This window comes from Halosimplex litoreum (assembly GCF_016065055.1).
Classification (GTDB): Archaea; Halobacteriota; Halobacteria; order Halobacteriales; family Haloarculaceae; genus Halosimplex; species Halosimplex litoreum.
Genome location: NZ_CP065856.1, coordinates 2,483,743 through 2,508,102, shown reverse-complemented (window position 1 = coordinate 2,508,102; position 24,360 = coordinate 2,483,743). Strand labels below are relative to the sequence as shown.

The window sequence follows — 24,360 nt, the reverse complement described above, 5'->3', positions numbered from 1 at the left end:
CGTCCTACCATTGGTTTTAACCCGTTAGGAACTAGCAATGAATCATCGATTAATGATACGTATTGGTTCAATTATGGTTTTCGGCCATGCGAGCGAGGAATTACAACGGGTGAGCTCGGGTGTCTGAAGGTTGGTACTTCCAAGAGATGGGCGACAAGGCAGAGCAGAACGCCGATCTCCTCACCAAACACGCGTTCGAGAACGATGTCGCGACGTTCGTCCGCGAGACACTCCAGAACGCGAACGACGCGAAGGTAGATGACTCGGACGAACCCGTCGAAGTGTACTATCGGTTCGAGAGTCTCAGTGGCTCGCGGCTAGAGCAGTTCTTGAGTGATCTCGACTGTAAGTTAGACGACGACGAGGTTGGGCTCTACGACCACCTCCGTGCCGCCGGAGATGTCGAAGACGACCGTCAGCTCGATCAGTATCTGGACCACGTGGAGGACGAAGACGAGCTGTTACTCCTCTCGGTCGAAGACAGGAACACGGAAGGTCTCGACGGGTTAGAGACGGAGGACGGAACCAACTACACCGCTCTCGTCCGGGACATGGGTCGGAGCAACAAAGATACAGACGAGGGCGGAAGCCACGGTGTCGGGAAGACCGTCCTCTGGGCCTTCTCTGGTCTCTCCACCGTTCTCTTCTCGTCGAACCCAGTGAGGGAGACGGGCGGACACCAGCCACCACGGTTCGTCGGTCGAGCCTTACTTCCCGATCACCGTGACGAGACGACTGACCAGTTGTACTCCGGAAACGGCTGGTTCGGCCGGCTTGACCCGGACGACCCCGAGGGGCGCTACGTAAGTATGTGGGAGGAGGAAGCGAGTGACCGCGCCGAATCACTCTACGCCCACCGGAGTGTCGACGACGAAACGACGGGTACGACGGCGACGATCGTCGGGTTCAGAGATCCGACTGCAGAGCAGTTCTCGAACAGTGAAGAGCTGATGGCGACGTTCCGCAAGTCTGTGGCCGAGTACTTTTGGCCAGCTATCGAGCGGGGCAATTTGGAGGTCTATCTGGAGGGGCCCGAAGACGACGACGCGATCCGAGTAGACCCCTCCGACGTAGACTCTGTCCGTCCGTTCGTCGATTGTTTCGAGAGCCGAGACTCGCCAGACGACGACCTCGAAACGAGAGGAAACACCGTGGAGGGCGAGATCGAGTTCGACCTACCAGACAGGAAGATCGGGGACGATCAACAGACGGAGCCGAAGGGGCGTCTGAGTGTCTACGCGAAGAGCCCCAGTCCGGGTGACGATGGAAGCCGCCTCAACGAAGTCGCGATTTTCCGGGGCGCAGGGATGGTCGTGGACTACATCAACATGAGTGCTGCCGCGTCGTACGGGAGCGATTTCTACGGTCTCTTGGTCGCCGGAAACGCGAGAGGTTGGGGTGAGAGGCCGTTAGAACTCGCGGACGGTGACGTAGAGGAACTCTTACGGACGTCCGAACCAGCTGCACACGACCAGTGGAAGGGGTACAAGAACTCTCGGCTCCAGTCCACGTACGAGTGGGGTTGTGCCGGGACGGTCGAAGACCTGACCGACAAGAAGCTACGGAAATGCCTCCAGAATCTCGTCGCATCGGAGGTCACCGAAGAGGGTGGGATGATCGATTCGATGAAGCGGAAGATCCCGCGCTCCGGAACGGGGAACAAGAAGAAGTCGAGGTCGGTTCAGTCGGTGCGATCGTCGGAGGCGTTCGACGTCTCCGCAGACTTCGGGTATCGAGACGGGTCGTGGAATTTCGACGGGACGATCTCGCCCGAAGCCGACGAGTTCGAGAGTTGGCGGGTGACGATCGAGATCGTAAGTCTCGGTGAGGAGAACAACGAGACGGGAGATATCGCTATCGAAGAGTTCGAGAAAGACGGAGACGTTGCCAGAGTGAACATCGAAGACGGAGTGTTGGTGATAGAAGGTGACGCGAGTTCGCGGAGTGTCGATATCAGCGGCCGCTCGCGCTCCTTCGGAGATTTCGACCCATATAGTGGTCGGATCGGAAGATCGCGACTACAAATCGACGGTAACGTCGAACTGGGTGGTGAGTCCTGATGCCCGAGCGTACCCGCTCGAGTCGAGAACGGATCGACGACGAGCCGCTGCGTCACGCTCCATCGACACTCTCGATAGAGATAGATACCTTCTCGCTCGACGACGACGACAATTCGTTCGACGTAGACAAGGCAGGAAACGAGGTGTTCCTCGAGAACTGGCAAGCCGACTGGAAGAAACTATCGCTCCAGGGAGAGCTGACGATCCAAGATACTCTGGAATCTGTCTTCCCGCCAGATGAGTGGAAGAGTGGGCCCATGGCCGAGGTCGTCCTCGCAGTCGAATGCGAGTACACACACCTCAGAGAAGGGAGAACCGTCCCCGTCGAGAACTTCGAGGCGGGGAAGACGGACTTCGAGATCGAGTTTCAATCGACGGAAGTATACGGTACGATCGAAGTGACGCCGTTGGTCGTCCGTATCGAAGACGCAGAGACATCGGGCGACTATCGAACTCACGCCGGTCTTGAGCTCGCAGACGGTGAGCCGTGGTACGTCAACATCGACGAGACAGACGACGCGTCTGGTCCGCTGCTTCCCCCGATCTTCAAGAGTTTCGAGGAGAGCGACAACGACGAACGGTTCCCGAACGACGCTGTCTACGTCGTCGACAAGACCAAGCTGGAAGCTCCAAAACTGTACGTCAATCGGGACCACGAACCGATCGCTGCTGCACTGAACACTGGTCCGAGAGGGAAGCTGGGCAAGGTTATGAACGTCTACACGGATAGTATCCTTCTCCCAGCACTGTCCGAACTCGTCCTCTGGACTGCTGAAGACGTTGACGAGGAAGGTGAACCAGAGCACGATTGGCAGGGCGACCTCCTCAACGAAATCGTGACAGAAATGTATAACGAAGACTCTGCAGCCGACGCAGCCGAAGAGTTGGCGCAAGAATATACCGACGGGGACATGACTGAGATACTCAACAAAACGTCGACTACCATCCAACAGTTCCTCGAAATGAGTGACGACATGAACGACCTCGTCGACAGGATCAGATCATGAGTGAACTGCGACTCCTCCAACAGCAAGCTGTTTCGGAGATAGACGAGGATTTCATCAGTGGGGAGCGGAACATCAAGCCAGAACTCTTTGAGCGGCATTCGATTCCCGTCGAAGGAACAGACGTCGACTACGGGGCGATACAGGATCGAATCGACGGGATCTTCGTGGACCCAGAGTATCCGGAGTACGAGGCGTCGATGGACGCCAAACTCGCTCCCACGATTCACGCGGAGATCGATATCGATCGTCGAACTGCCAGAGACGAGCGGATCTGGTACTACCTGGCAGCGGTGAAGTTCGACGATTTCGTTCGCTACCGATGGCGCTTCGACTTCGAGGACAGTCGTGCTGCGGCGTTCGAGAAGTTCCTCGGCGAGACGAGAGCGAACAACCTCTACTCAAACGCGATCGGCCGCCTCTGGTGGCTAGCCGAACTCACACACGTCGATCCTGCTACGGAGGCGGCTGTCGACGTGGACGTAGACGACGAGTACGAACTGACACGGAAGGCTTTTGAATTCAACTTCCTCGCGAACAGAATTCTGGACAACGCCTTCCACATGTCGAAACCCCTCGTCGTCGCTGTCGTAGACCAGTTCGCCGACGAGAGTCAGGACCTCGTCAACGACATGCCAGATCGGTTGTCTACACTCCTGTCGATGATGCCGGCCGAGGGATGGGTTGATGACAATAGTGTCGAAGTCGTCGAGAAACTGAAGCGGCAGATGAAACGTGAGCGGAGCGACTGAGTCCACAGATCGACCCGAACGACTCTGCGTGCTCGCCAAACGGACTATCACGCCCGATAGAGAACGCAACCGGGGAAACATCTATACCGTGTCGATAGATATCTCGTACACATCATCCAGCCAGAAGCGCCGAAGGCCTCTAGCATCCTCTCCCAATGGATCCACTTGACAAGCTCGTCGATTCGGTCACGGATCACCAAGATTTAGACGAGGAGTTCTACGAGGAACGACTGAAACGCTACGACGATGACAAGACTCGGTGGGCTACAGCCATCGATACAGCCGCGTACGATGTCGTCGGAGACGTAGCGATCGGCTCGACAGACTCGAAAAGTGACATCGGCGGTACGATCGGAAAGACAGATTTCCCGCGTGCTGCAGGGCCCTTCTACATCGAGGGGCTGAAAGCGTTGACGGACGCCGAGAGTCAGATCGAAACTGTTCTCGAAAACTACGAGGGCGAAGATGTTGGTCGGTTGGTTCTCAAGCTCACCGAACTTCGACTTAGACTCCAATCGGCGACGTCTGGTGAGTTGAACGCCGAGATTTTATCGAAGACACTAGAGGCACTGGTTGAGAAGCTCACGACGAAGGAGGTGGAGTCGGGGACGCTCCGCAGACCACTTCGAGAAACCGAAGCAGTCGTCGACATGTTGGTCCAACTGCTGACCGATCCGACAGCCGACGAATACACGGACGTGCTCGTAGACGAGATGGCACGGGCTGCCGAGAACGAGAGCATCCTAGAGTTGGTAGACGAACCACAGTTGACGACCCCACTCTGGGAACATCAAGCGGATGCGCTCCAAGACTGGGTCGACGAGGATCGACGAGGATACGTCAACATGGCGACCGCGACGGGGAAGACAGTCCTTGGTTTGGCGACGATCGCCCAGCAATTCGACGGGCTACATCCAGCAAACGATGCAGAGAGGATCACTCCAGAGTCGCCGCTCGACCTCGACGGAGATCTGCAGGTACTGATCGTCGCTGGACGAAACCTGCTCCTGAACCAGTGGCGAGACGAGTTCGCGGCCCACATGAACATCCCGAAGCATCGGACCGAAGCGATGGATACGGGCGATGGCCAAGAGATCCGCCTGAGCTGGGGGACGGTAGAGTTCAAGACGTCTCAACAGCTCGCGAGTGACGACCTCGTCGGGCGATACGACTTGGTAATTCTAGACGAAGCTCACCGGTACTCGAGTGGATCGTCGACGGATCGGGGGTGGCGTGATACGTTCGAGACGCTCGCCGAGAAGAGTGAAGACATCCTTGCCATGTCGGGGTCCATCGACGCGGGCTGGATCGGCGACGAGACGGTCGAATCTGTCCTCGACGACGAGCTGGACGAGGTGTTCACGTTCTCGCTTCCGGAGGCGAGGAAGAAAGGTATCGTCGCCGACTTCTCCTGGAAAGTCACCTACATGCCCACCTCGGAAGCCGACGCCGTAGAGGAGTTGATAGACGTTACCGAGACGTGTGCGGAGTACTTCGGCCCACCAGCAGGCCCGAACTTCGAGTCGTTGGACGATATCGTGGCCGCAGCAGACATCGGGACCATCGAGGAACTTCGTGCGTTTGCGAACACCTCCGACGGACGGGAACTCCGTAACGATTCGGAGAAGTTCGATACGCTCGCGAACGCGGCATTCTCACGGCTGACCCGTCGGTGGCAGCTACGACCATCACTGGAGCCGGTGGTAGATATCGTCCGAGACCACTGGGACGAGCAAACGGTCGTGTTGGTCCAAAGTTACTCGTTCGCCGAACGGATCGAGTCGGTGTTGGCCGAGGAATTTGGCGGATCGGCGCTCGCGGCACTCACCGATCGCACCGACGACACGGAAGAGATAATCGAGGAATTCAACGAGGGCGAAGCGTCGATACTCGTCGGGCCGGGAGACTTGCTCGGGACGGGCGTCGACTTACCCGACGCTGAAGTTGCCGTCAACGTCGGGAAAGGCGGACTGAACGCCTCCCTCGTCCAGCGGATCGGACGTGTCCTCCGGAACCCGTCTGGCCGAAAGGATGCCTCGTTCTACCATTTGATGAGCGTCCCGACAGACGATCGAGCGATACTTTCGACCGAGGACGGGCGGCAATTCCTGGAGCGGATCTGTTCTTTCGAGCTGCTCGGTGAACGGATGGAAGAACCCCCTTATTTCCAGCATCGGGGCGACAATTTAGAGGCGAATCTGCGAGCGTTCGAAGAGAACGGAGTCCTATCGTTCGACCTGCTCCCGCGGGACATCGAAGCACTCGCGGACTCGACGGAGACGGCGGACCGGCTGACTGAGCTGTGCCAAGTCGTTGAACAGAGTGACGACGAAATGGCGTCGTTCACGTGGGCCGGAACAAGCCCCACATCGGCTACGTCCAAGGACGAGTCAGAAAATCGGGCGAAAACAGAAGACGAGGACACTGCAGAATCAGAACAAAATACTGACGAGATGGACGAAGACCAAACCGAACCGAGTGACGAGAGTGACGAATTGCCCGAGAACGTGACACGAGAGCAGCTCGATAGAGTCGACGACGTTGTCGCTCGCGAACCGATCATTGACGACGAATTGATTGAGCTGTGGGGGTTAGACTCCTCTATCGCCCTGGCGAAGGTTCTAAAAGGAGAGTTAGACGACTACCTCACGCGTGACGACGAAGGCGCCGTTTGTGCGACAGAACTCGGTCGTGGACTCGTCGATCACGAGCCGCTCAAGGGAGGCACAGACGACGGCCAGCCCCGAGCCGAGCCAGACGAGTCCGAGGAAGAAAGCCGAGGCGAAGACGATAACGGCGGTTCGACCGACGATTCAGACGGTGGAGGCGGAGACACCGACTCGGACGACGAAATGGACCGAAAAGGTGTCACTCCTCCGTATACAGGGCCACACCTCGAAGACGAGCCAGAAGGCCTCGTCGAGGATGTCCAGATAGAATTCAGTGTCCCCGAGACGACTGCACATCGGCTGCTGGATCTCTATCGGAGTGACGGGCCGATCGGCAAGGACAAACTCGTGGAGGGGTGGGATTTCGAGAACCCGTCCGATGTCTACGAGTATCTGAGTGATTCGGCCCATGGCCTCACCGATGTCGTGGGCCTCGGGGACGTGCAGCTCGCCGACGATGCGAGAGACCGGATGGACACACTTACGCGCGATCGCGACGATCAGGAGGGGCCGAGTCCTGGGGGTTCGTCCACCGAAGATGCAAGGGACGATTCACCATCTGAGTCAGCAGAGGATACCGAGACCGAGCACGGACGGACCGATGAGGAGGTGTCCGAAGGAGCTGTCCCGGATCATTACTCCAGTAGTCTCTTGGAGACGGATCGGGAGAAACTCGTCGACGAATTGCAGGAGATGAACGATTTCGCTCTCTATCCACCGACAGAGGAGACTGTCGTGAGTAAGTCGCGATACCCCTTCGGGTCGTACATCTTCACGTTCGGTTCCTTCGACGACGCACTACGGACAGCTGGTTACAAACTCAGGGACCAGACACTGACAGACGACACTGGAGAGAAGTACAGGCCGTCAGAGGTGATCGCAGCCGTTCAGATACTTTCGGATATCCTCGGTGAGCCACCACGAGCGTCTGTCTTCGACCAGCTTGCTCCGATGACGAGTGACGCGGTTTCGTCACTCGGAACCTGGGACCAGATCGTCACAGAGGCCGGCCTTGAGTCCGGCGAGCTACGAGAGGAGGTAGACGTGACTGACGTTCCAGGCCACGACGAACTCTCAGCGTCTGTCGCTGGCCTTGCCGAAGAGTTGGGAGAGACACCGACACTCGAAAAGATAGCAGAGCATACTGACTTAGACCCTGGACGGGTCGCTTCGACGGTCGAATCGTGGCGAGACGTAGAGGAGCGGGTCAAAGAGAAACTCAGATCGGATGGAAGAGGTGTGACTCCGTATCCTGCATCGGTCGCTACGAGGCAGTTTGCCGACCAGGTTCGTAGTGAGACGTCTAGTGGCGTCCCCCTCTATCGGATGTTAGACCTGTTTCCCACGCTCCACATCTTGGACGTAATCGACTCCAGCGTTGAGGATGTCTTCCCTGATTTGCAAGCGGAAGGAGAACCAGCCGAGACCGAACAGACGGAGTCTGAATACACGGAGACCGACGGAGAGACTGGTATAGACGACGTTCGCGAAGCCGAAGGAGACGAGAGCCCAGTGGTTGTGGAAGAACGACTCCAACCAGAGCGAGACCTCCAACGACGCACGCTCCTCGGCGACGATTTGAGACGCTTGTACGACGAGTTCGGCCATCCGCCCCGGCCGGCAGACATCAGCAACTACGGTCGATTCTCTCCGTCAGCGTATATCGACGAGTTCGGCTCGTGGGAAGCAGCGCTCTCGAATATCGGCTGTGATATAGACGAAGCGTGGGGTCACCCAGAAGATTACGACGACGAATTGCTCGCTACACTCGCGGGTCTCACCGATCGGGTAGGGCATACACCGACAGCGAGGAACATTGACGAGCTCTCCGACCATACGGCCACGACCTTCGTGAGCCGGTTTGGGTCAATAGAAGGTGCCCACCGAGAGTCCGATCCCGAGGCAGATACTGTCGAGTGGGCTAGAGAGATCGTAGAGACGGTATCCGAGTCGTGGGGACCACTCGGTGCGTTAGACGACGAGACCGAGCGTGAACGGGCTGGGATAGAAGCACTCCTGCTACTCAAGCGTGGTTGGACCGGGACCGGTCACGAAGTTGTAAGTGAGGTTACCGAAAAAATAGACGCCGACGGTCCGTCGTACCGGAACGGTTGGAAGAAGACGATAAGACCCGTTCTCCAAGAAGCAGAGTCACGGGACCTCGTGGAACAAGCACAAGGAACCTGGGAGTGGACGTGGGTCGGTGGCTCTGAGATATAGATCGCCCTGAATTCAATGGTCGTGTTTTGTTCAGGGTAGTGTTCAGATAAGACGATTCCACGCGAAGGCGAACGATCTAAGCCAATCGTCGGCGGTTGCTGGACGACGTGACTGAAGCGATTTGAGAACGAGTCAACGTGTTTAGACGCTCGTACGAGCGGTTGAGAGCGCTGTTTCGGAGGTTGCGAGGAGAGAGAGTCAGCGAGTATCGAAGGTTAGAGCCGAGATCAGTCTGATCAGCCTGGACCGGTTGCAACAGCCGGGCAAATAAGTCGGTCAAACCGATCGGACGAGCCGAACCGATAATGTCGATTCACTCCTGATCGGGTTTCAGGCTCTCGAAATCCCGAAATTCGGCGTCTAAACAAGGCCAAGTACTCCGTAGAAGGAAGCGGTCTATCCGGTGAATTCTAATGGTTTGAATCAGCCAATTCCTACGAGACAGTGTTCTAGGCGCCGCTTGAAATTCATATTTAGTTCGTTGTTGAGGGATACACGAGAGTTCCAAAATAGGGTGCAACCTGAAGGGAGGGGGCCCCCCCCACATTTCACGAGAGTTCGAAGTAGCGTCGATGTCCGAAGTTCGTTGACGAACGTGGGGCCTTTTTCCCGTCGATATACTTGGATTGGGCGTCGTCGCTACCGAGGCATCTCGTCGCGGTACTGCTCGTCCAGCATCTGGATGCCGCGCGCCACAACCGCTTCGGTCACGAAGGGGCGTATCTGATAAGAGTGTCACTTAGACGCCTCGATGTAAGGATAAGGCCTGTCCGCAGTTGTGCACAAGACCGATCGACGCACAGTACGACTCGTATTCTCAGGCAGAAAATGGGAACCCGTAGCCACACACCCCACGATCCGAGTGAAACAGACAACAGATACGCCCCTTGATCCCAATGAAGCGGGCGCCAGACACACCCCTGAGTCCGAGTGAAAAACACGATACCACCGACTAGCTCCGTGAGGACACACACCCCCCGGTCCGAGTGAAAATCACGAGTGTCCGCCGCCTAGTCCTGAATATCGGCAACTGCTTCGAGGACAATCCCGGGGTCGGTCAGTAACGTGTGTTCGAGGTAGCTCCCTTGACCCTTCCCCCCACCGGTGTGTCGAGACTCGGTGATACCGAGAAATGACTGTTCATCGAGGATCCGATAGACGCTGTCTTTCTTGAGCGGGTTGTGTCCCTCGTGCTCGACGATATCCCGGTAGAACGCATAGATTTCGTTTGTCCGGAACCAGTCCTCAGCGGCGGTCGTGTCGTCTGTTCGTGTATCTTGCGTGAGTAGCGCGAGGGCCCGAAGGGTGTATTTGACGTGTGTCGTCGTCCCGCTGATGAGTTCCTTGAACCGGTTGATCTCGGCGCGTTCCTTTGCCGCTCGGACGTGAGTCTCCGTGATCGTAGTTGCGTTTTCCTGTACTGCGAGTTCTCCGGCCTCCTGAAGAATGTCGATCGCTTTCCGAGCATCTCCGTGTTCCTGTGCCGACAGGGCGGCGGTGAGTTCGATCACACCGTCTTCAAGAACGCCGTCTTTGAACGCATCCTGGCGGTTATTGAGAATCGACCGGAGTTCGTCTGCATCGTAGGGATCGAACACGTGTTCACGGTCCTGGAGGCTGGAGTCGATCCGCTTGTTGAGCCGGTCGCGATACTCGATCTTGTTGCTTACCGAGAGCACGCCGACGTGGGCGTCTGTTTTGCCCGACTCCTGGGCACGCGACAGTTGCATGAGGACATCGTCTTCCTGGAGCTTATCCACCTCGTCGAGAATGACCACGAAGACATCCTGGTCATCGAGCAGGGACCACAGATACCGGTAGTACTCCGCTGCACCGATCCCGTTCATCGGGATCTCCATCGACGGACTGAGTTCGTCCCGGATGGAAAATGCCATTTCGCGTGCAACACGCGTCTCTGTGTCTGCGTTCGAGCAGTCGACGTAGCAGGTTACGAAATGTATCCCATTATCACGGGCTCGCCGTTCAGCACGCTGTGCGACGTGCTTCGCGACGAGAGACTTTCCTGCACCGGTCTTCCCGTAGATGATCAAATTCTTGGGCGGGCCCCCCTCGACACCGGGGCCAAGTGCTTGGCCCACCTTCCGCATCTCCTCTTGTCGTCCCACGATTCGGTTCTCGTCCGGGACGTACCCGACGGTGACGAGCTCGCGATTCGCGTAGATGTCGCCCGTGTCGAAAAGCTCGTCATCGTCGATCTGATTTGACTGCGTCATAGATATTATTTCCATACGTTTCGTAATAAATCTGTGGAACCCGAATCCGAGTGAAATAGCATATTTGACAGCTATTCTCGAGCATTATGGCGTATCGACCGTGAATAGCCGGTTTTTGATGTTACAAATTCGTCACACCCCTCGATCCGAGTGTATCGGCATCTCGGTGAGTGGGATTCATTCGAAACAATTCCGAGTCTACACCAGATCTGGGTGGGTATCGAAGTACCGGCTGGTTGGCACAGCCCGAAGTCTCTGTTCAGGACTTGTCCCACGGATTCTCACCAAGAGGACAAGTGGTAGACTGCAAACCCTAATACCCCGACCTCGGAGTTTACCCGTGTTCATGCAGAGGGGGATATCCTGTGGCGTTTCACTCGGATCCAGGGGTGTGTGCTCAGCAACTCGCGTCAATATCTATTATTCAATACGTTCCCAATCAGATTAGCGAGTGGAGTCCGGATTCAGTCGGATCCATTTGGCGTGGATACCAGATATTGGTCTATCACACAAAGAATCTCTTACTGGGAAGACCGTTTTCGCCAGGTAAGTGAACAGTTCTATCGGAGATCTACTGGGCCGGTCAGTTCGATACACTCGGATCGAGGGGTGGGGATGTTCGTTTGAAAGACTCCTGTATAAGTGGCGGACGAGACACTCCTCGATCCGAGTGAAGCAAACGACACTGCGTACTAGTCTCGTGAGAGCACACACCCCTGACTCCGAGTGAAAATCATAGTTATCAACCGCCGAAACCGGAAGATTGGCATTCACTTTCAGGACGTTCTCAGGGAGGCAGTCAGCAACGTGTGTCCGAGAGAGCTTCCTCCACTCAGTGTGACCGACTGTACTAGAAGCGATATCCGACCATCTGCCTCCGGAAAGCATGGTTTCGACAAGTAGATTAAAGTCAATTGTCGATTAGAATTGGTTTATATTTCAAATGGACCGCCGTACGTACCTCCGATCGGTAGCTGGCCTCGCCGCCCTGACGGCGAGTGCTGGGTGTCCGGCCGATGAATCCAACAGCACCAACCCCGCGACCGAATCGGCGCCGTCGACTGCGACACCTGAACCGAGTCCAAGCATTAGCTGGACGGAGGAGTGGCTCGAGGGAACGGCCTACCGGCTGACAGTCACCGTCGAACTCGATAGCCTCGATGAAGTCCACATCATGAAGGGGACGCCCTCCAGCGATCCCATGGTCACGCTCACCTCCAGCGGCACCCACACCATTGCTGGGCCGGACACCGAGTACGGCCCGATCGAAGGCGGACGAATGCTCATCGCGGGCTATCCACTGGAGACGTCGCTGGATCTCGAACAGACCAAATCGTTCGGCGACCACATGGTCGGGACCCAGGAAGAGCCCAGCTTCCCGATGTTCTTGAACGGGCTCAGCGGGAGCACCGACCCGAATCTCGAGCAGAGCGGATCTATCCAGAAAACCTTCACGCAGGATGTCGGCTCTCGGAAGACGAACCTCACGATCCAGGTGCCGGAGGTGCTGTCCTCGTACTATGCCAACCGAACGCGGACGCGAAACTACGGCGCCTACGTCTCGGACTCGTACGACGATTCGTATATCCAGTCGATCGTCTCCGAGTTCGAAACGTATGGCAACGAGAACGGCCTCTCTGACCGCGAAATAATCAACCACATGATGGGATTCGTGCAGCACCTCGAATACAGCACGGACGAGGTGAGCACGGGCTACAACGAGTATCCAAAATACCCCACCGAAACGCTGCTCGACAAAGGCGGCGACTGCGAAGACACGTGTATTCTCCTTGCATCGATGCTCGAGCAGTTCGGCTACGGCGCGGTCCTACTGGCATTCTACGATGCCCAGCACATGGCCCTGGGGATAGCGGGTGAAGACGATATCCAGGGATCGTCAGTCACGCACAACGGACAGCGCTACTACTACGTCGAAACGACCGATACCGGCTGGACAGTCGGAGAGGCTCCCGAACAGGTTCAGGGTCACTCGCCGGAGGTCATCTCGATCCGGAGCCATCCGGTACTCGTATTCTCCTACGGGGTTCAGGTCTCCCCGAAGGGTGGCGTCACGGTAAACGGCGGGCTGAAGAACGTCGGCGATGCAGTCGCGGAGACAGCGCAATTGCGTGTTCAGTTTCAGGACGGCCAGCAGAACACGCTGACGACGGCCGAAAGTGATCCCCAGACGATCCCTGTCGGGGGCGATACAGAGCTCTCGGTCAGTGCGGTCCCACCGGACGACACGAAACAACGGGTCGAGGTCTCAGTGCTACTCGACGGGTCGATCCACGACTCGATGACGAGCGAGTACCGGACACCAAACGGCGATTGATCACTCCCACGAGACGATGGATGCAATCGCGGATATTCGAGAACACGAATAAAAAGCCGAGTTCAAGTCAGTTAGAAACCCCAAGGAGGGTCGCCGCCGTTCTCCTCGATGAATTCGACACCATCTTGGATAGATGTAAGACGGACGTTTTGCCGATGCCCGCCCCCATACATCTCAATCGGCGGCGGAGACGTGGCTATCTCCTCTAGAACATCTCGGGCATCGCCCTTCGCGTGAACCGGGAGTCCAGATTTGTTGATGACCGTATCCACCTGCTTCTTGTGGTTTCCAGTGACTTTGTTTTTCACGAGATACTCCACCATCTTGATCGCGAGTTCTATTTCCTCGTCTTCCATGTCTCACCTCACTTACCGTCTACTTTCCATTCTATAATAAGTCTGCCCATCAGCATGGACAGCACTGCCCATCAAATGGGTTAGTCAAGCCCCAACTATAGACACATTTTTAACCTCACTCTTCATACCCTGGAACAAGATGGCCACGGACACCAAGCCCGAAGACCCAAGCGACGAGGCACACGTTACTGACGAGCATGTGCTGGTCTCCGTCCTTGGTGACCACCCCAAAACGAAGATTCTGGCTACCTTCGTTGGCAACCCAGAGATGGACTTCAATGTGACAGAGATCGCCGATTACGCCAACCTCAAGCGCGATACAGTCTACAAATATCTGGACACCCTCAAGGGATGGGGACTCATTGAAGAAACCCGTCGCGTCGGCAACAGCCAAATGTATGCCCTCAACACAGAGAACGATGCCAATGAAGCCTTCGCCAAATTCGAGTGGGAGCTACTGACCCATCTCGGAGACAAGGAACAGGCCGGCGAACTGGACGATCAAAATAACCCCCTCCCCTAATTGGCCTCCTTTTATCTCTCCAGTACACAGAAGTGGCAGTCACAAAGGTGCAAGGAGGATGTCCACGGCTTGAGCCGTGGGAGGAATCCGACACTGTTCGAAGCAATCCCCAGGCGATCACGAACTGACTCCCCACCACCCTTGAGAGTTTATACCAAATACGCGGCAGTGTGTCCGACAGATGGTCGACGGTGAAGACAGCTGCTGATATAATTCCGCACCAGCAAATATATTACAGCATGGCGCATAGCATGCATAGCACGGTGACCTCGTATGGACCTGACCGACACGCGGGATGACATTCGCGATGCAGACGAGGAACCGCCCGACTTCTCCGAGTGGGACGACCCCGAAGCGGTGCTGAAAGGCGGCCCAATCCGGGAGCGAATGCTGGACGTGATTCTCTTGCTCCGTGAGCCCGCGAAGGTTTCGACGATAGCCGAGCGAGCGGGATGTGATACCGAGACGGCCCGGGATTACCTCGGGTGGTTCACCGAGATGGGGATGGTGCGTGAGAGAGCCGGCCGGCCAGTCCGGTACGAGCGCAACGACTCGTACTGGCGGTGGCGACGAATCGAGCAGATCCGTGAGAAGTACTCGGACGACGAGATCGTCGAAGTGCTCTCGGAGACGATGGACCAGATTGCGGACTACCGAGAGCGGTTCGATGCTGAAACCCCTGCGGACGTATCCCTGGTCGACGCCGAGGACGGTACGTCGGTCGAAGCGACCTGGAAGGCGCTAAGCGACTGGCAGACGCTCGAACGACGGGCAACGTTATTCGATGCGGCGCGACGAGAGATGCATGCCTCAGGTGCGAGCGACGGACGAATCGATGCCTGAGGACTCGGCCGCAGCGACTGGCCCAATTGATGCTACCGTGTTACAGCGGATTGGGCGTCGATTATCAGCGAGTGAGCGGTTCGAAGATACTCAGGAACGACCGTCAGCAGCGCCAAACGCAGTCGTCGCAGACTACGATAGCGGGTACTTTCCAGCAGCTATCGACCGGGCATACTTACGGATTCGATGGTTCGAGACAGACGACTTTTCGATCCACTATTCAGAGCAGTATCAGGACGGATCGAAGTGGGAATGTCGCTGGGACAGACACCCAGATGACCACAATACACGAGCCCACTTTCATCCGCCGCCAGATGCGGACACTCCTGGCGAGAATGTTTCATACGAGGCCGACTGGCGGGCTGTTCTCACACACATATTAGATGATCTGGATGAGCGAGTGCAAGCATTCTGGGAGTGAGCTGCCCTACCCTACTCCCTTCGGTCGTTCCTTGAGGAAGTGGGGTTAGGCGTGGGAGGAAGTCAAATCTCCTCACGAGCGCGAGCCATATCTTCGACGACACCGTCATCAGCGAAGCCACCTCTCTCTTCCAGATCCTTCTCCGTCGTCGCGAGGCGGGCGAGCAACTCATCGTACGTCTCGTCATCTTGTTTCACCAGCTCGAGTTTCCGTTTCGTTTCGTCGGAAATCCGGATGGACGAGCTCATGTTGTATTCGACGTATTCGAGGGGAGTACATGTTTCGCTGGCCAGTGTCGGCAGCGCCTGAAAGTGGCTGATTCGCCTCTAACAACCGATTCTGCTGATGAAGCCTGGTCGGCAGCTGCTCAGTCAGCCACCCCTGCTTAGAACGGGAAGGGTGCCTGATCGACAACCTCCCGCGCCTGAAGACGCGGGAATCCCGCCACGGGAATCATCCGGCGAGTTCGACCTGTCTCGCAGCTCCGTTAGCAACTGGATAGTAACTGTATGTATCATTGAGTAGCCGATACGCAGTCGACGAATATCCACAGTTATCGAGAATTGATGTCTAATACTACTATTTTCATGGCCAATAGCGAAGATATTTACAACGGCACGGGGCGATCTGAAGTAGGTCGCTCGTTTCGCGCCGTTCGCCCCACTGAGAGGGTGTGATTCGGCACATCGAGCGCCAGCTATATCCATGAACGACGATACGCCGCAGGCAGATTTCGCGCAGGAGGATCAGTCAGGTATGCTTCGCAGTGCCGTTGCCGGGTTCGCACCGACACTCTCGTGGCTCGCACTCGCTGTTGGGGGACTCGCTCTCGTGCTGGTCGAACCGGCGGCCGCACAGACGGCGACAGCAGCGCCGAACGGCACCGGTGTCGGCAGTAGCTTCTGCCAGACGGACATGGCGACGACGGTCCGGAATCTCTTCACGCTCATCCAGTTCGGTGGCCCGCTCATCGGCGGGCTGGTCGCGCTCGGGACGACCGTCGCGATCCCGGTGATCCGGCGTGCCGATACGAAGAAGGAACTCAAATCGATGCGCGTTCAGGCAGTCGTCTGGGGCGTCATCGTCGCACCGCTGGGGACGACCATCCTGCAGTTCCTGCTCACGTCCGTCGTGGCAGGGGGCGCCAGTTGCAGCTTCTAAGTCGCTCGCTCGGCGCCGGCGTCGCAGTAGCGCTCCTGCTGGCGACGAGCGCGCTCGTCGCGACCCAGTCGGTCGCCCGCCCGCTCGATACCAGCGCGTTCGGCCCGGACGACGACTATCACCACGGCGACAATCGGAGTCTCTGGTCTCGGGACCGCGACACGATCAACGGTTCCGCGCTCCGCAACCAGACGGGGTCGCCGACGAACGCGCTGGCGGCCACGACGGACATCCCGTTCAACCGGCCACCGAAAGCTATCGAGCGGCGAAACCGCGCACAACTCGATCGGTTGCCGGGCTTTCAGCGCGACGAATCGGTCCACCCACCGGGTGCGACGTTACGTGACGGGACGTACATCCGCGATGCGTACACCGAGGTCTTCACCACCCAGCCGTCGACCGATGCCCGTCTCACGCCCGAGCGCCAGCCCTACTACGTCGCCTCGGAGGGTGCCATGCTCGCGACGCTCGATTATCGACTTCGTGTCCCAGGGAACGCTACGACCGAGACGGAGCGAGAACGGTGGGCGCTGGCGTCGCACAACGTCACGCAAATACAGCTCTTCGTCGACGGCGAGCGCGAAGCCAAATCGAGCGAGACGCGAACGCCACACTTGGCATACGACCTGTCCGACGACCGCGGGCTGAATCACACGCTCACCGTCCAGGCGAATCTCTCGGTCGCGCTGGAGCGAACGTACACCTGGTGTACCAACGCCACCGGCGCGGGCAACTGCACGGCGTGGGCGCCGGAGCAGACGACCACCGTGACGGAGAATCTCACCGTGACCGACTCGCGGTCGGTGCGCGAGTACGCGCTGGACGTGTTCGGATTCTACGCCCGCTATCCCGACGGCGACCTCGGGCTGGCCATGTTCAAGACCGCGCCCTGGCTGGGCTACTCTCTCCCTGAGGGGCAGGTCAACGGCGTGTGGCGATTCTACTCCGCTCGCGATCCCAGCTGGGATCGGCTGGTCACGTCGACGGCCGACGACGCGGCGACCGAACACTCACCGATGCACCCGCTGCAGGTGTCGGCCTACCCGATCGAGACCGGGCCGACCGCTTCGCCAGCCGATACCGTCTCGATCCTTCGCGTGAACGGTCGCCAGCAACGGCCACCCACGCTCCCCAGGTCGGTCAACCTGGACGTGCTCGAACGGCCCTACCGGACGAGCTACAATCTAATGACGCGCTTCGAGACACCCAACCGGAGCGTGTCGGACGTGACCGCTCGTGGGTTGGTCCGCGGTGCTCACACCGACGTCGACTCGCGCACGTTCGAGGAGGTACCCATCCACCGGAGCAACCTCACGCTCACCGTCCTGAACACGACCGACCGGACGGCGACCGTCCATGTCTCGTTGCGGGACGAGGAGACGGGCGAGCCGATCGAGACGGACCACAGTGGGGGTTACGTTCGTCTCGCTGGCGAGCGCGTCCAGACGGGCAGAGATGGGACGGTCACGACGACGATCGACCGGCCAGCCGGTGCGATCGACGCCCGCTTCGAGCCGACGGAGTGGTGGCTTCGACAGACGGCCCACGTCGGTGATTCGGACACGGTCTCCGTCCAGGGGACGGTACTCGGAGTCGTTACTTCGATCTACCGGGCTGGCGTGCCCGTCGGGCTGTTCTTGCTCGCCGTGTTCCTCATCGACCGGATTACTGGTCTGGCTGTGTGGCCACCGTGGAGGGGACTATGACGGGTACGGAGCGCTCCCGTCGGCGATTTCTCAAGGGTGGGCTTGCAGTCGCCGCAGCCGGACTGGCCGGGTGTTCGGGTGGCAATTCAGCCGGGACTGCTACCCCGGAGTCCGTCTTCCGGGACACCTCGGTTTCGGGGAACTCGCTCAGGGTCACGCTCCGAGAGGACCACGATGTATCGACGGTCAACCTGATCGATTCGTCTGGATCGATATTCCAGTCGTCACAGGTCGCGACGGGCGCGACGACAGTCGAGCTTGGTCTGTTCGATTATCGGCGGGGGTGGCACTACACGCCTGGCGAGCACACGCTGGTTGCTGTCGAAGACGGTGAGGAGGTTGGCTCGACGACGATTCCGTTGACCCCCGAATTAGAGATTACCAACGTCGAGCCCTACACTGGTGGGCGGCCAACGCCATCGAACCGCGCGAATCTCCTCGTCACTGTGGAGAATACCGGAACCGGCCCGACCTGGGTCTACTACGTCGGATACGAGAATGCACCCCGTTCGGCAGCCAACCGTATCCCCACGACTGACTACGCTAGATCAACGCCTCTACTGAATCTCGAAAAGCCGCAATCAGCGGACGATGTGATATTACAACCGGGAGACTCGACGGTATTTCGGGGAATACGCTCGCCGCTACTCCTCTCGAAGGACGACCACTGCAACGGTTTAGAGGTCAATCTAACCGCGATCGTTTCCACTGGAATCGGTGAGAACGGGCAACGCGAACTCCGAGCGGTTCTTGATGGAGAGCCTGTCCGCGCAAACTTCCGCGGAACCTGCAGCGACATCCAAATAGAACCCCGTGAGGCGAGCGATCCCGATGAGTAATCGATCGTACTGGACCTCGATACTGAGTGTCTGTATTGCCCTCCAGTTTGCAATAGGGTCTGTTAGTGCTCAGAGTGACGGGGACGGTGGCGGCGCACTTGGTAACACCATCGTCTGGGCGATCAAGAACGCCCTCAGAGTTCTCTTTGATCCTCTCAAGACAGTAGTTCAGAACAACGCGAATAGTGCCCTGAGCGTCGCCATCGGGACCCCTCATCCGAATGCTGTGTTTGTCGCTCCAACGAACAACCCATGGACAAGTATCTATGGCTATTTCTGGGATGTACTCACACCCCTTGCACTGCTACTATGGGCCCTCTCTGTAGGCATCGTCATTTTCCTCGAATCGACGAGTTACCTCTTCAGTAGCTACCATCGTACGAAATTGAAGCGTCGTGCCTTCGCTGGACTTTTGGGCATTCTCGCATGGTGGTGGATGGATGCGTTTGCGCGTCAGTTCACGAATGAACTGGCTATATTTCTTGCTCCAGACCTATCGAATATCACGCTCTTCGAGACGCTGTCTGTCTCTGGAGTCGGTGCGCTGGTGACGGCAATCACCCTCTCGGTAGATTTCTTCTTGATCGCGCTTGTCATCCTCATCTACTTCATCCGCGAAGTGGTCCTCTACCTCTTCACGCTCCTGATGCCGATCCTGATCGCACTCTGGATTCCTGGGGTCGGACCCTTTAGCCTCGTCTCGAAGTTCATGAAGCGAATGGCCGGATTCTACGTTCCGTTCCTCTTCATGACGATTCCGGTCGCACTTCTCTTCCGCCTCGGGCAGATTCTCGGGGAGAACTTCGGCTTCTCGGTAGAGGGGCTCGGACTGTGGCTTACTGCCCTCATCATCCCAATCGTCGCGATCGTCTCGCCGTTCGTCCTGTTCTGGCAGGCCGGGTCGATCTTCTTCATGGCCCAGAGCGCGTCCCGACACGCCTCGACGCGACGTGCTCAGTCACGAATGGGCGGGGCGAAAAACCGTGCCGGAACTGTCGCCCACGGCGGACGGAATTTCTCTCGCGGGACACAGGGTAAGGCCGCACTCAAGCCCGACGGCCAGGCGGTGTTCGGCTCCGGAGAGTCCCGAGCCCACGCCGCAGGGTCGCGACTCAACGACGCAGGGTCGCGACTCCGGGGGGCGCTGGCACGGCCATCCAGTACGACTGCCAGCGCAGACACCGGCTCGTCGGACAGTACTCCAACGCAGTCGAGCAGTACTACAAAATCCACTGACGACGCCTCCGACGAAGAGTCCGCGAGCCAGTCGGCCGACAGCCGCGCCCAGGATTTTGGCGCACTCCGTGACCCCTCTAGAACCGACGATACGAGCACCGACCGCGATCGCGCCGCGATCGACGACGAACCCCGATACATTCGCTAAGATGGACGACCGCAATCCCGCAAAACGCATCCCGAAATCGCTCGGTACCGACACGAAACTATTCGGCAACTACACGATGACCGACCTAGCCGTCGCACTGTTCCCTGGGGTGGTCGTCGTCCTCTGTGTCCAGGTGCTGCTCCCCGCGGGGATGACCATCCAGGGCTATCGGGTCCAGACACTCGCACTCCCGCTCGCGGGCGTGCTGATCGGCCTCGGCGCACTCTTTGTCTACCTGACGCCGGCGTACACGACCAGCGCCGACTGGGTCACCTCGATGGTTACCTTCCACAGTCGCTCCGAACAGATCGACCACGAGGCCGCCAAGGAATACACCCAGGTCGAGCGGGTGTATCCCGACCGCGACGCCATCGAGCGCACGGACGGCGCGATGATCGGCCTCGTCCAGGTGATTCCACCGACGATGGCGCTGGCGACCCAGGCAGAGTGGGCACAGAAGGCCGAGAGCTTCCAGGACTTCCTGAACACGACCGTCGCGTTCCCCATCCAGATCTACTCGACGACACAGCCGTTTCCCGTCGACGAGCACCTCGGTCGATACGAATCCCGGCTCGACGATCCCGACGTCGAGGCCAATCCCCACCTGGAAGCGCTCATCGAGAACTATCTCGAGTGGTACGAGACCGAACTCCACGACCGGCGGATGACCATCCGCGACCACTACGTCGTCGTCCCCGTCGCGCCCGTGGAAGTCCAGTTCGACGAGGCGAGTCTCGCACAGCAACTCGCCAGCCTGCCCGTCCTCGGCGCGATCGTCCGCGAACTCTACGGCCCGCGAGAAGCGGTCGAACGCGAGGCACTGCTCGCGGAACTCGACGACCGCCTCGATCAGGTTCGGGCCGGCCTCCGGAGTATCGAGGGCTGTACCGCCCACCGTATCGACGGGACAGCGGCGACGGAAGTGGTCGGCGAGTACTGGAGCGACGGCTCACAGGCCTACGGCGACCTGGAGAAGGTGCTTCGTACCCGTGGCATCGTCGGGGGGCCAGAGCGATGATCGGCTCGCTGTTATCGATCCTCCCGACTCGAAACGAGGAGTCCGCGGACGACGAGACGACGGATCAGACAGCCGACGATGGACAGCAACAGGACGGACCGACAGACGGCGTCAGCGTCACGTACGACCCGGCCGCGGCCACTGGCGGTGGAACCATCCCCGATGTCGCGGACACCCACCAGACGGTCCTCACGCCGTCGAGCATCGAACGTGGGCCCACTGCTGTCCGGACGGACGCCCAGTGGACTCAGACCCTGCTGGTCGGGGAGTATCCGGACTCCCCGCGAGACGGCCTTTTCGAGACGCTCTACTCGACTGCGGCGACGCGACAGACGGACATCAGTCTCCATCTCTCGCCGCGGGATACGGCCGCGACGCTGGACACGCTCGAAAACACCATCGAGGACTTGGAGGCCGACCGGGAGTACCTCGAAGAGAAACGCCGGGCTGGTGCCCGTGGCGTCGAGAAAGACCTGCAGGATTATCAGGCGCTGTACGACGCACTCCGAAACACGTCGATGTCGGCCTTCGACGTCTCGATGTATCTCGCCGTCCAGGGCGAGTCACCGGAGGAGCTGAACGTCGACGGCGTGAGGAGTGCGGCCCGTGAGTCGCCGACGAATCTCACGCCGGTGATGCCACGATGGACACAGCTCGATTCGTTCATCTCGGGGAGCCCCGTCGGCGTCGACAAACTCGACGAGTCGATGGATACGACCACGCCGATGCTCGCCGGCGCTGTCGGCGCCATGTTCCCCTTCGTCGCCGGAGCGTTCGCCGAGCCTGGGATCGAATACGGAACCTACGCGTTGAACGAGAGCCCGCTCATTCTCGATCGGTTCGAACGCGAGACGGGCTACTGTACGATGGTCATCGGGCAACTCGGCGCCGGGAAGTCCTTCTCGACGAAACTGCAGTTGCTGCGGCGGGCGATGTACGACAAAGACACGGTCGTCATCATGCTCGACCCGCTGGAGGGCTTCGCCGGCGTGAACGAGGCGCTCGGTGGCGAGCGCATCACGGTCGGCGGGACCCGTGGATTCAACCCGCTCGAAATTCGGGTGACGCCGACGGAGGTGCTACAGGACGTGCCCGATCTGGACCCGTGGTCCGAGCAGATCTCCTGGGTGCTCACCTTCTTCGAGACGTTCTTCGAACACGTCGCGTCGAACCCACTCGCCGACCGCAAACAGACACTCCGACGGGCGATCCAGGAGGCCTACGAACGCCAGGGGATCTCGCGAGACCCCTCGACGCACGGACGGCAGTCGCCGACGGTTCGTGACGTGATCGCCGTGCTCGAAGATCTCTTGGAGAACCCCGCGGAGTTCGGCTACGCGACCGATGGCGAACAGGAGCAAGTCGAACGTGACGCCCAGACATTGCTGACCGACCTTCGGCCATCCTTCCGCGAGGGTGGCGACCTCGCGAATCTCGCCCAGCGGACGGAGTTCGACCTCGATTCGTCGGTGCTGTATCTGGACCTCCACCAGGAAGAGGGCGCCACGGGTCGCTCGGAGACGAGTCTCATGATGCAGGTGCTGTTCAACGCGGTCTACGAACGCGCGAAGGGCACGGACAAGCGAGTCGTCTTCGCCATCGACGAGGCGCACTATCTGATGAACGACGCCACCTCACTGGAGTTTCTGGAAACGGCCGTTCGGCACAGTCGTCACTACGATCTGTCGCTGCATTTCATCACGCAGACGGGGGGTGAGTTCGCGCTGACGCCCGAGGCACGGACGATCGCGAATCTCTGTTCGTTGACGCTCATTCATCGGGTCCAAGAGGAGACCGACAAGCTGGCCGAGTGGTTCGGGCTCAGTGAGCGCGAAGTGAACTGGATCCGGACCGCGAAAGCCGGCAACGACGAGGACGGGTTCTCTGAGGCGTTACTTGGGATCGACGAGGAGGGGTGGTTCCCGTTGCGGGTGCGGGCGAGTGAGTTTGAGGTTGAAGCACTCGACCCGACGGAGTGATCCTTATGCTGCAGAAGTACTGGTTCTCAGCCATTCGTGCAGGGGGCAGATTCTATCGACGCTGGAGAGGTGATCGACAAACAGTTCTGAATCTCTGGTGGGTGTCGACTGTCTGTACAGGGCCTGAAATATATATACGAAAACGACTCAGCGCTGCCCGAATGGACTGTGCCAATCTATCGGGGTGTAGCTACGGTTCGTTTTGTCGTGCCCCCGAGGGGTGCGGGCCCATTCGAGATGCTCGTGATACCAATGACTGACTACACCTGTCCAGACTGCGACCGCGTCTACGAGGCAAAATCTCAGCTAAAGATCCACTACGATCATCGCCACGATGGTCCGTTCCCCGAATACGAATGCGAGGCATGTGGAGACCGATTCCACGCAAACGCTGAACGGAAATACTGTTCCGTAAGCTGTCGACGTGAGGCAAACGATCAAACCGGGAAAGCGACGACCAACTGTGAGCGGTGCGGAACAGAATTCGAGTATTATCCATCAGAGAAGGAAGGGCTGTACTGTTCAGACTGTGTCGAATCCGGCGAGTGGCGCTCCACACCGTCGCTCAGTCGCGAAGAGAATCCACAGTGGAAAGGCGGGAAGCGAGTGCTCGCCTGTGACATCTGTGGTGAGACGGTAGAGCGCTACCCGAGTAACGTGAACGACAGTGTCGTCTGCAGCGAAGCCTGTCGTCGCGAGTTGATATCGGAATCCAATAGTAAATAGACCGATCTGAGAACTCGCAATTTCGACTATCGCTTGGGGCGTAACTGTCCCCTTGGGAAGGCGCTGATACAGCGATATTTTTTCTCGCCCCCCGAGGGGTGCGGGCGTGCTCGAACTGTCTGATATCGAC

General features: G+C 58.5%; 17 protein-coding genes and 2 pseudogenes. 15 read left to right on the top strand and 4 right to left on the bottom strand.

From position 1 onward, the window contains the following. Positions 1-146: 146 nt before the first annotated feature. The 4 genes from I7X12_RS12410 to I7X12_RS12395 all read left to right on the top strand — a co-directional run bounded on the left by I7X12_RS12410 (position 147) and on the right by I7X12_RS12395 (position 8,705). The gene (locus I7X12_RS12410) at positions 147-2,060 is read left to right on the top strand and encodes a hypothetical protein (protein WP_198060393.1); all 1,914 of its coding nucleotides are present in this window, start codon (positions 147-149) and stop codon (positions 2,058-2,060) included. Beyond that, the gene (locus tag I7X12_RS12405) at positions 2,060-3,067 is read left to right on the top strand and encodes a hypothetical protein (protein ID WP_198060392.1); all 1,008 of its coding nucleotides are present in this window, start codon (positions 2,060-2,062) and stop codon (positions 3,065-3,067) included. Before I7X12_RS12410 ends, I7X12_RS12405 begins: the two co-directional genes overlap by 1 nt. Continuing rightward, a complete protein-coding gene (locus I7X12_RS12400) occupies positions 3,064-3,816 on the top strand; it encodes a DUF6339 family protein (protein ID WP_198060391.1) in 753 nt (250 codons plus the stop codon). Before I7X12_RS12405 ends, I7X12_RS12400 begins: the two co-directional genes overlap by 4 nt. A gap of 155 nt (positions 3,817-3,971) precedes the next feature. Continuing rightward, positions 3,972-8,705, top strand: a complete 4,734-nt coding sequence (locus I7X12_RS12395; protein WP_198060390.1) for a DUF5797 family protein — start codon at positions 3,972-3,974, stop codon at positions 8,703-8,705. A 42-nt stretch (positions 8,706-8,747) separates the two neighbouring features. On the opposite strand, the pseudogene I7X12_RS12390 reads toward I7X12_RS12395, so the two are convergent. Beyond that, positions 8,748-8,848, bottom strand: a pseudogene (locus tag I7X12_RS12390) (IS6 family transposase); the annotation flags it as partial. 867 nt (positions 8,849-9,715) lie between these two features. Continuing rightward, complete coding sequence (locus tag I7X12_RS12385; RefSeq protein ID WP_198060389.1) at positions 9,716-10,939, bottom strand: Cdc6/Cdc18 family protein; 1,224 nt, start codon at positions 10,937-10,939, stop codon at positions 9,716-9,718. A gap of 182 nt (positions 10,940-11,121) precedes the next feature. Here I7X12_RS12385 and I7X12_RS20880 point away from each other — a divergent pair. Both I7X12_RS20880 and I7X12_RS12380 read left to right on the top strand, forming a co-directional pair. Further along, positions 11,122-11,256, top strand: a pseudogene (locus tag I7X12_RS20880) (RNA-guided endonuclease InsQ/TnpB family protein); the annotation flags it as partial. A gap of 626 nt (positions 11,257-11,882) precedes the next feature. Beyond that, entirely contained in the window at positions 11,883-13,274 is a 1,392-nt protein-coding gene (locus I7X12_RS12380) for a copper amine oxidase (RefSeq protein ID WP_232342817.1), read from the top strand. Between the two features lie 71 nt (positions 13,275-13,345). Here I7X12_RS12380 and I7X12_RS12375 read toward each other — a convergent pair whose 3' ends face one another. Then, complete coding sequence (locus I7X12_RS12375) at positions 13,346-13,630, bottom strand: hypothetical protein (protein ID WP_198060388.1); 285 nt, start codon at positions 13,628-13,630, stop codon at positions 13,346-13,348. A gap of 139 nt (positions 13,631-13,769) precedes the next feature. Here I7X12_RS12375 and I7X12_RS12370 point away from each other — a divergent pair, with 139 nt between their 5' ends. The 3 genes from I7X12_RS12370 to I7X12_RS20875 all read left to right on the top strand — a co-directional run bounded on the left by I7X12_RS12370 (position 13,770) and on the right by I7X12_RS20875 (position 15,417). Continuing rightward, complete coding sequence (locus I7X12_RS12370; protein ID WP_198060387.1) at positions 13,770-14,153, top strand: helix-turn-helix domain-containing protein; 384 nt, start codon at positions 13,770-13,772, stop codon at positions 14,151-14,153. A gap of 273 nt (positions 14,154-14,426) precedes the next feature. Further along, on the top strand, positions 14,427-14,996 hold the full coding sequence (locus I7X12_RS12365) for a DUF7342 family protein (RefSeq protein WP_198060386.1): 570 nt from the start codon (positions 14,427-14,429) through the stop codon (positions 14,994-14,996). Beyond that, entirely contained in the window at positions 14,989-15,417 is a 429-nt protein-coding gene (locus I7X12_RS20875; RefSeq protein WP_394355608.1) for a hypothetical protein, read from the top strand. The genes I7X12_RS12365 and I7X12_RS20875 overlap by 8 nt, the downstream gene beginning before the upstream one ends. Before the next feature lie 62 nt (positions 15,418-15,479). Here I7X12_RS20875 and I7X12_RS12360 read toward each other — a convergent pair whose 3' ends face one another. Beyond that, a complete protein-coding gene (locus I7X12_RS12360; protein ID WP_198060385.1) occupies positions 15,480-15,665 on the bottom strand; it encodes a DUF7557 family protein in 186 nt (61 codons plus the stop codon). A gap of 508 nt (positions 15,666-16,173) precedes the next feature. Here I7X12_RS12360 and I7X12_RS12355 point away from each other — a divergent pair. From I7X12_RS12355 to I7X12_RS12330, 6 genes are read left to right on the top strand one after another with little or no spacing between them, the layout of a single operon-like run. After that, a complete protein-coding gene (locus I7X12_RS12355) occupies positions 16,174-16,578 on the top strand; it encodes a hypothetical protein (RefSeq protein WP_198060384.1) in 405 nt (134 codons plus the stop codon). Next, positions 16,566-18,284: a hypothetical protein gene (locus I7X12_RS12350; protein ID WP_198060383.1), complete on the top strand. Its 1,719-nt coding sequence runs from the start codon at positions 16,566-16,568 to the stop codon at positions 18,282-18,284. The genes I7X12_RS12355 and I7X12_RS12350 overlap by 13 nt, the downstream gene beginning before the upstream one ends. Next, a complete protein-coding gene (locus tag I7X12_RS12345) occupies positions 18,281-19,123 on the top strand; it encodes a twin-arginine translocation signal domain-containing protein (RefSeq protein WP_198060382.1) in 843 nt (280 codons plus the stop codon). Before I7X12_RS12350 ends, I7X12_RS12345 begins: the two co-directional genes overlap by 4 nt. Beyond that, positions 19,116-20,507, top strand: a complete 1,392-nt coding sequence (locus tag I7X12_RS12340; RefSeq protein WP_198060381.1) for a hypothetical protein — start codon at positions 19,116-19,118, stop codon at positions 20,505-20,507. Before I7X12_RS12345 ends, I7X12_RS12340 begins: the two co-directional genes overlap by 8 nt. A 1-nt stretch (position 20,508) precedes the next feature. Next, complete coding sequence (locus I7X12_RS12335) at positions 20,509-21,525, top strand: hypothetical protein (protein ID WP_198060380.1); 1,017 nt, start codon at positions 20,509-20,511, stop codon at positions 21,523-21,525. Continuing rightward, on the top strand, positions 21,522-23,504 hold the full coding sequence (locus I7X12_RS12330) for a VirB4 family type IV secretion system protein (protein WP_198060379.1): 1,983 nt from the start codon (positions 21,522-21,524) through the stop codon (positions 23,502-23,504). Before I7X12_RS12335 ends, I7X12_RS12330 begins: the two co-directional genes overlap by 4 nt. Positions 23,505-24,360: the final 856 nt, after the last annotated feature.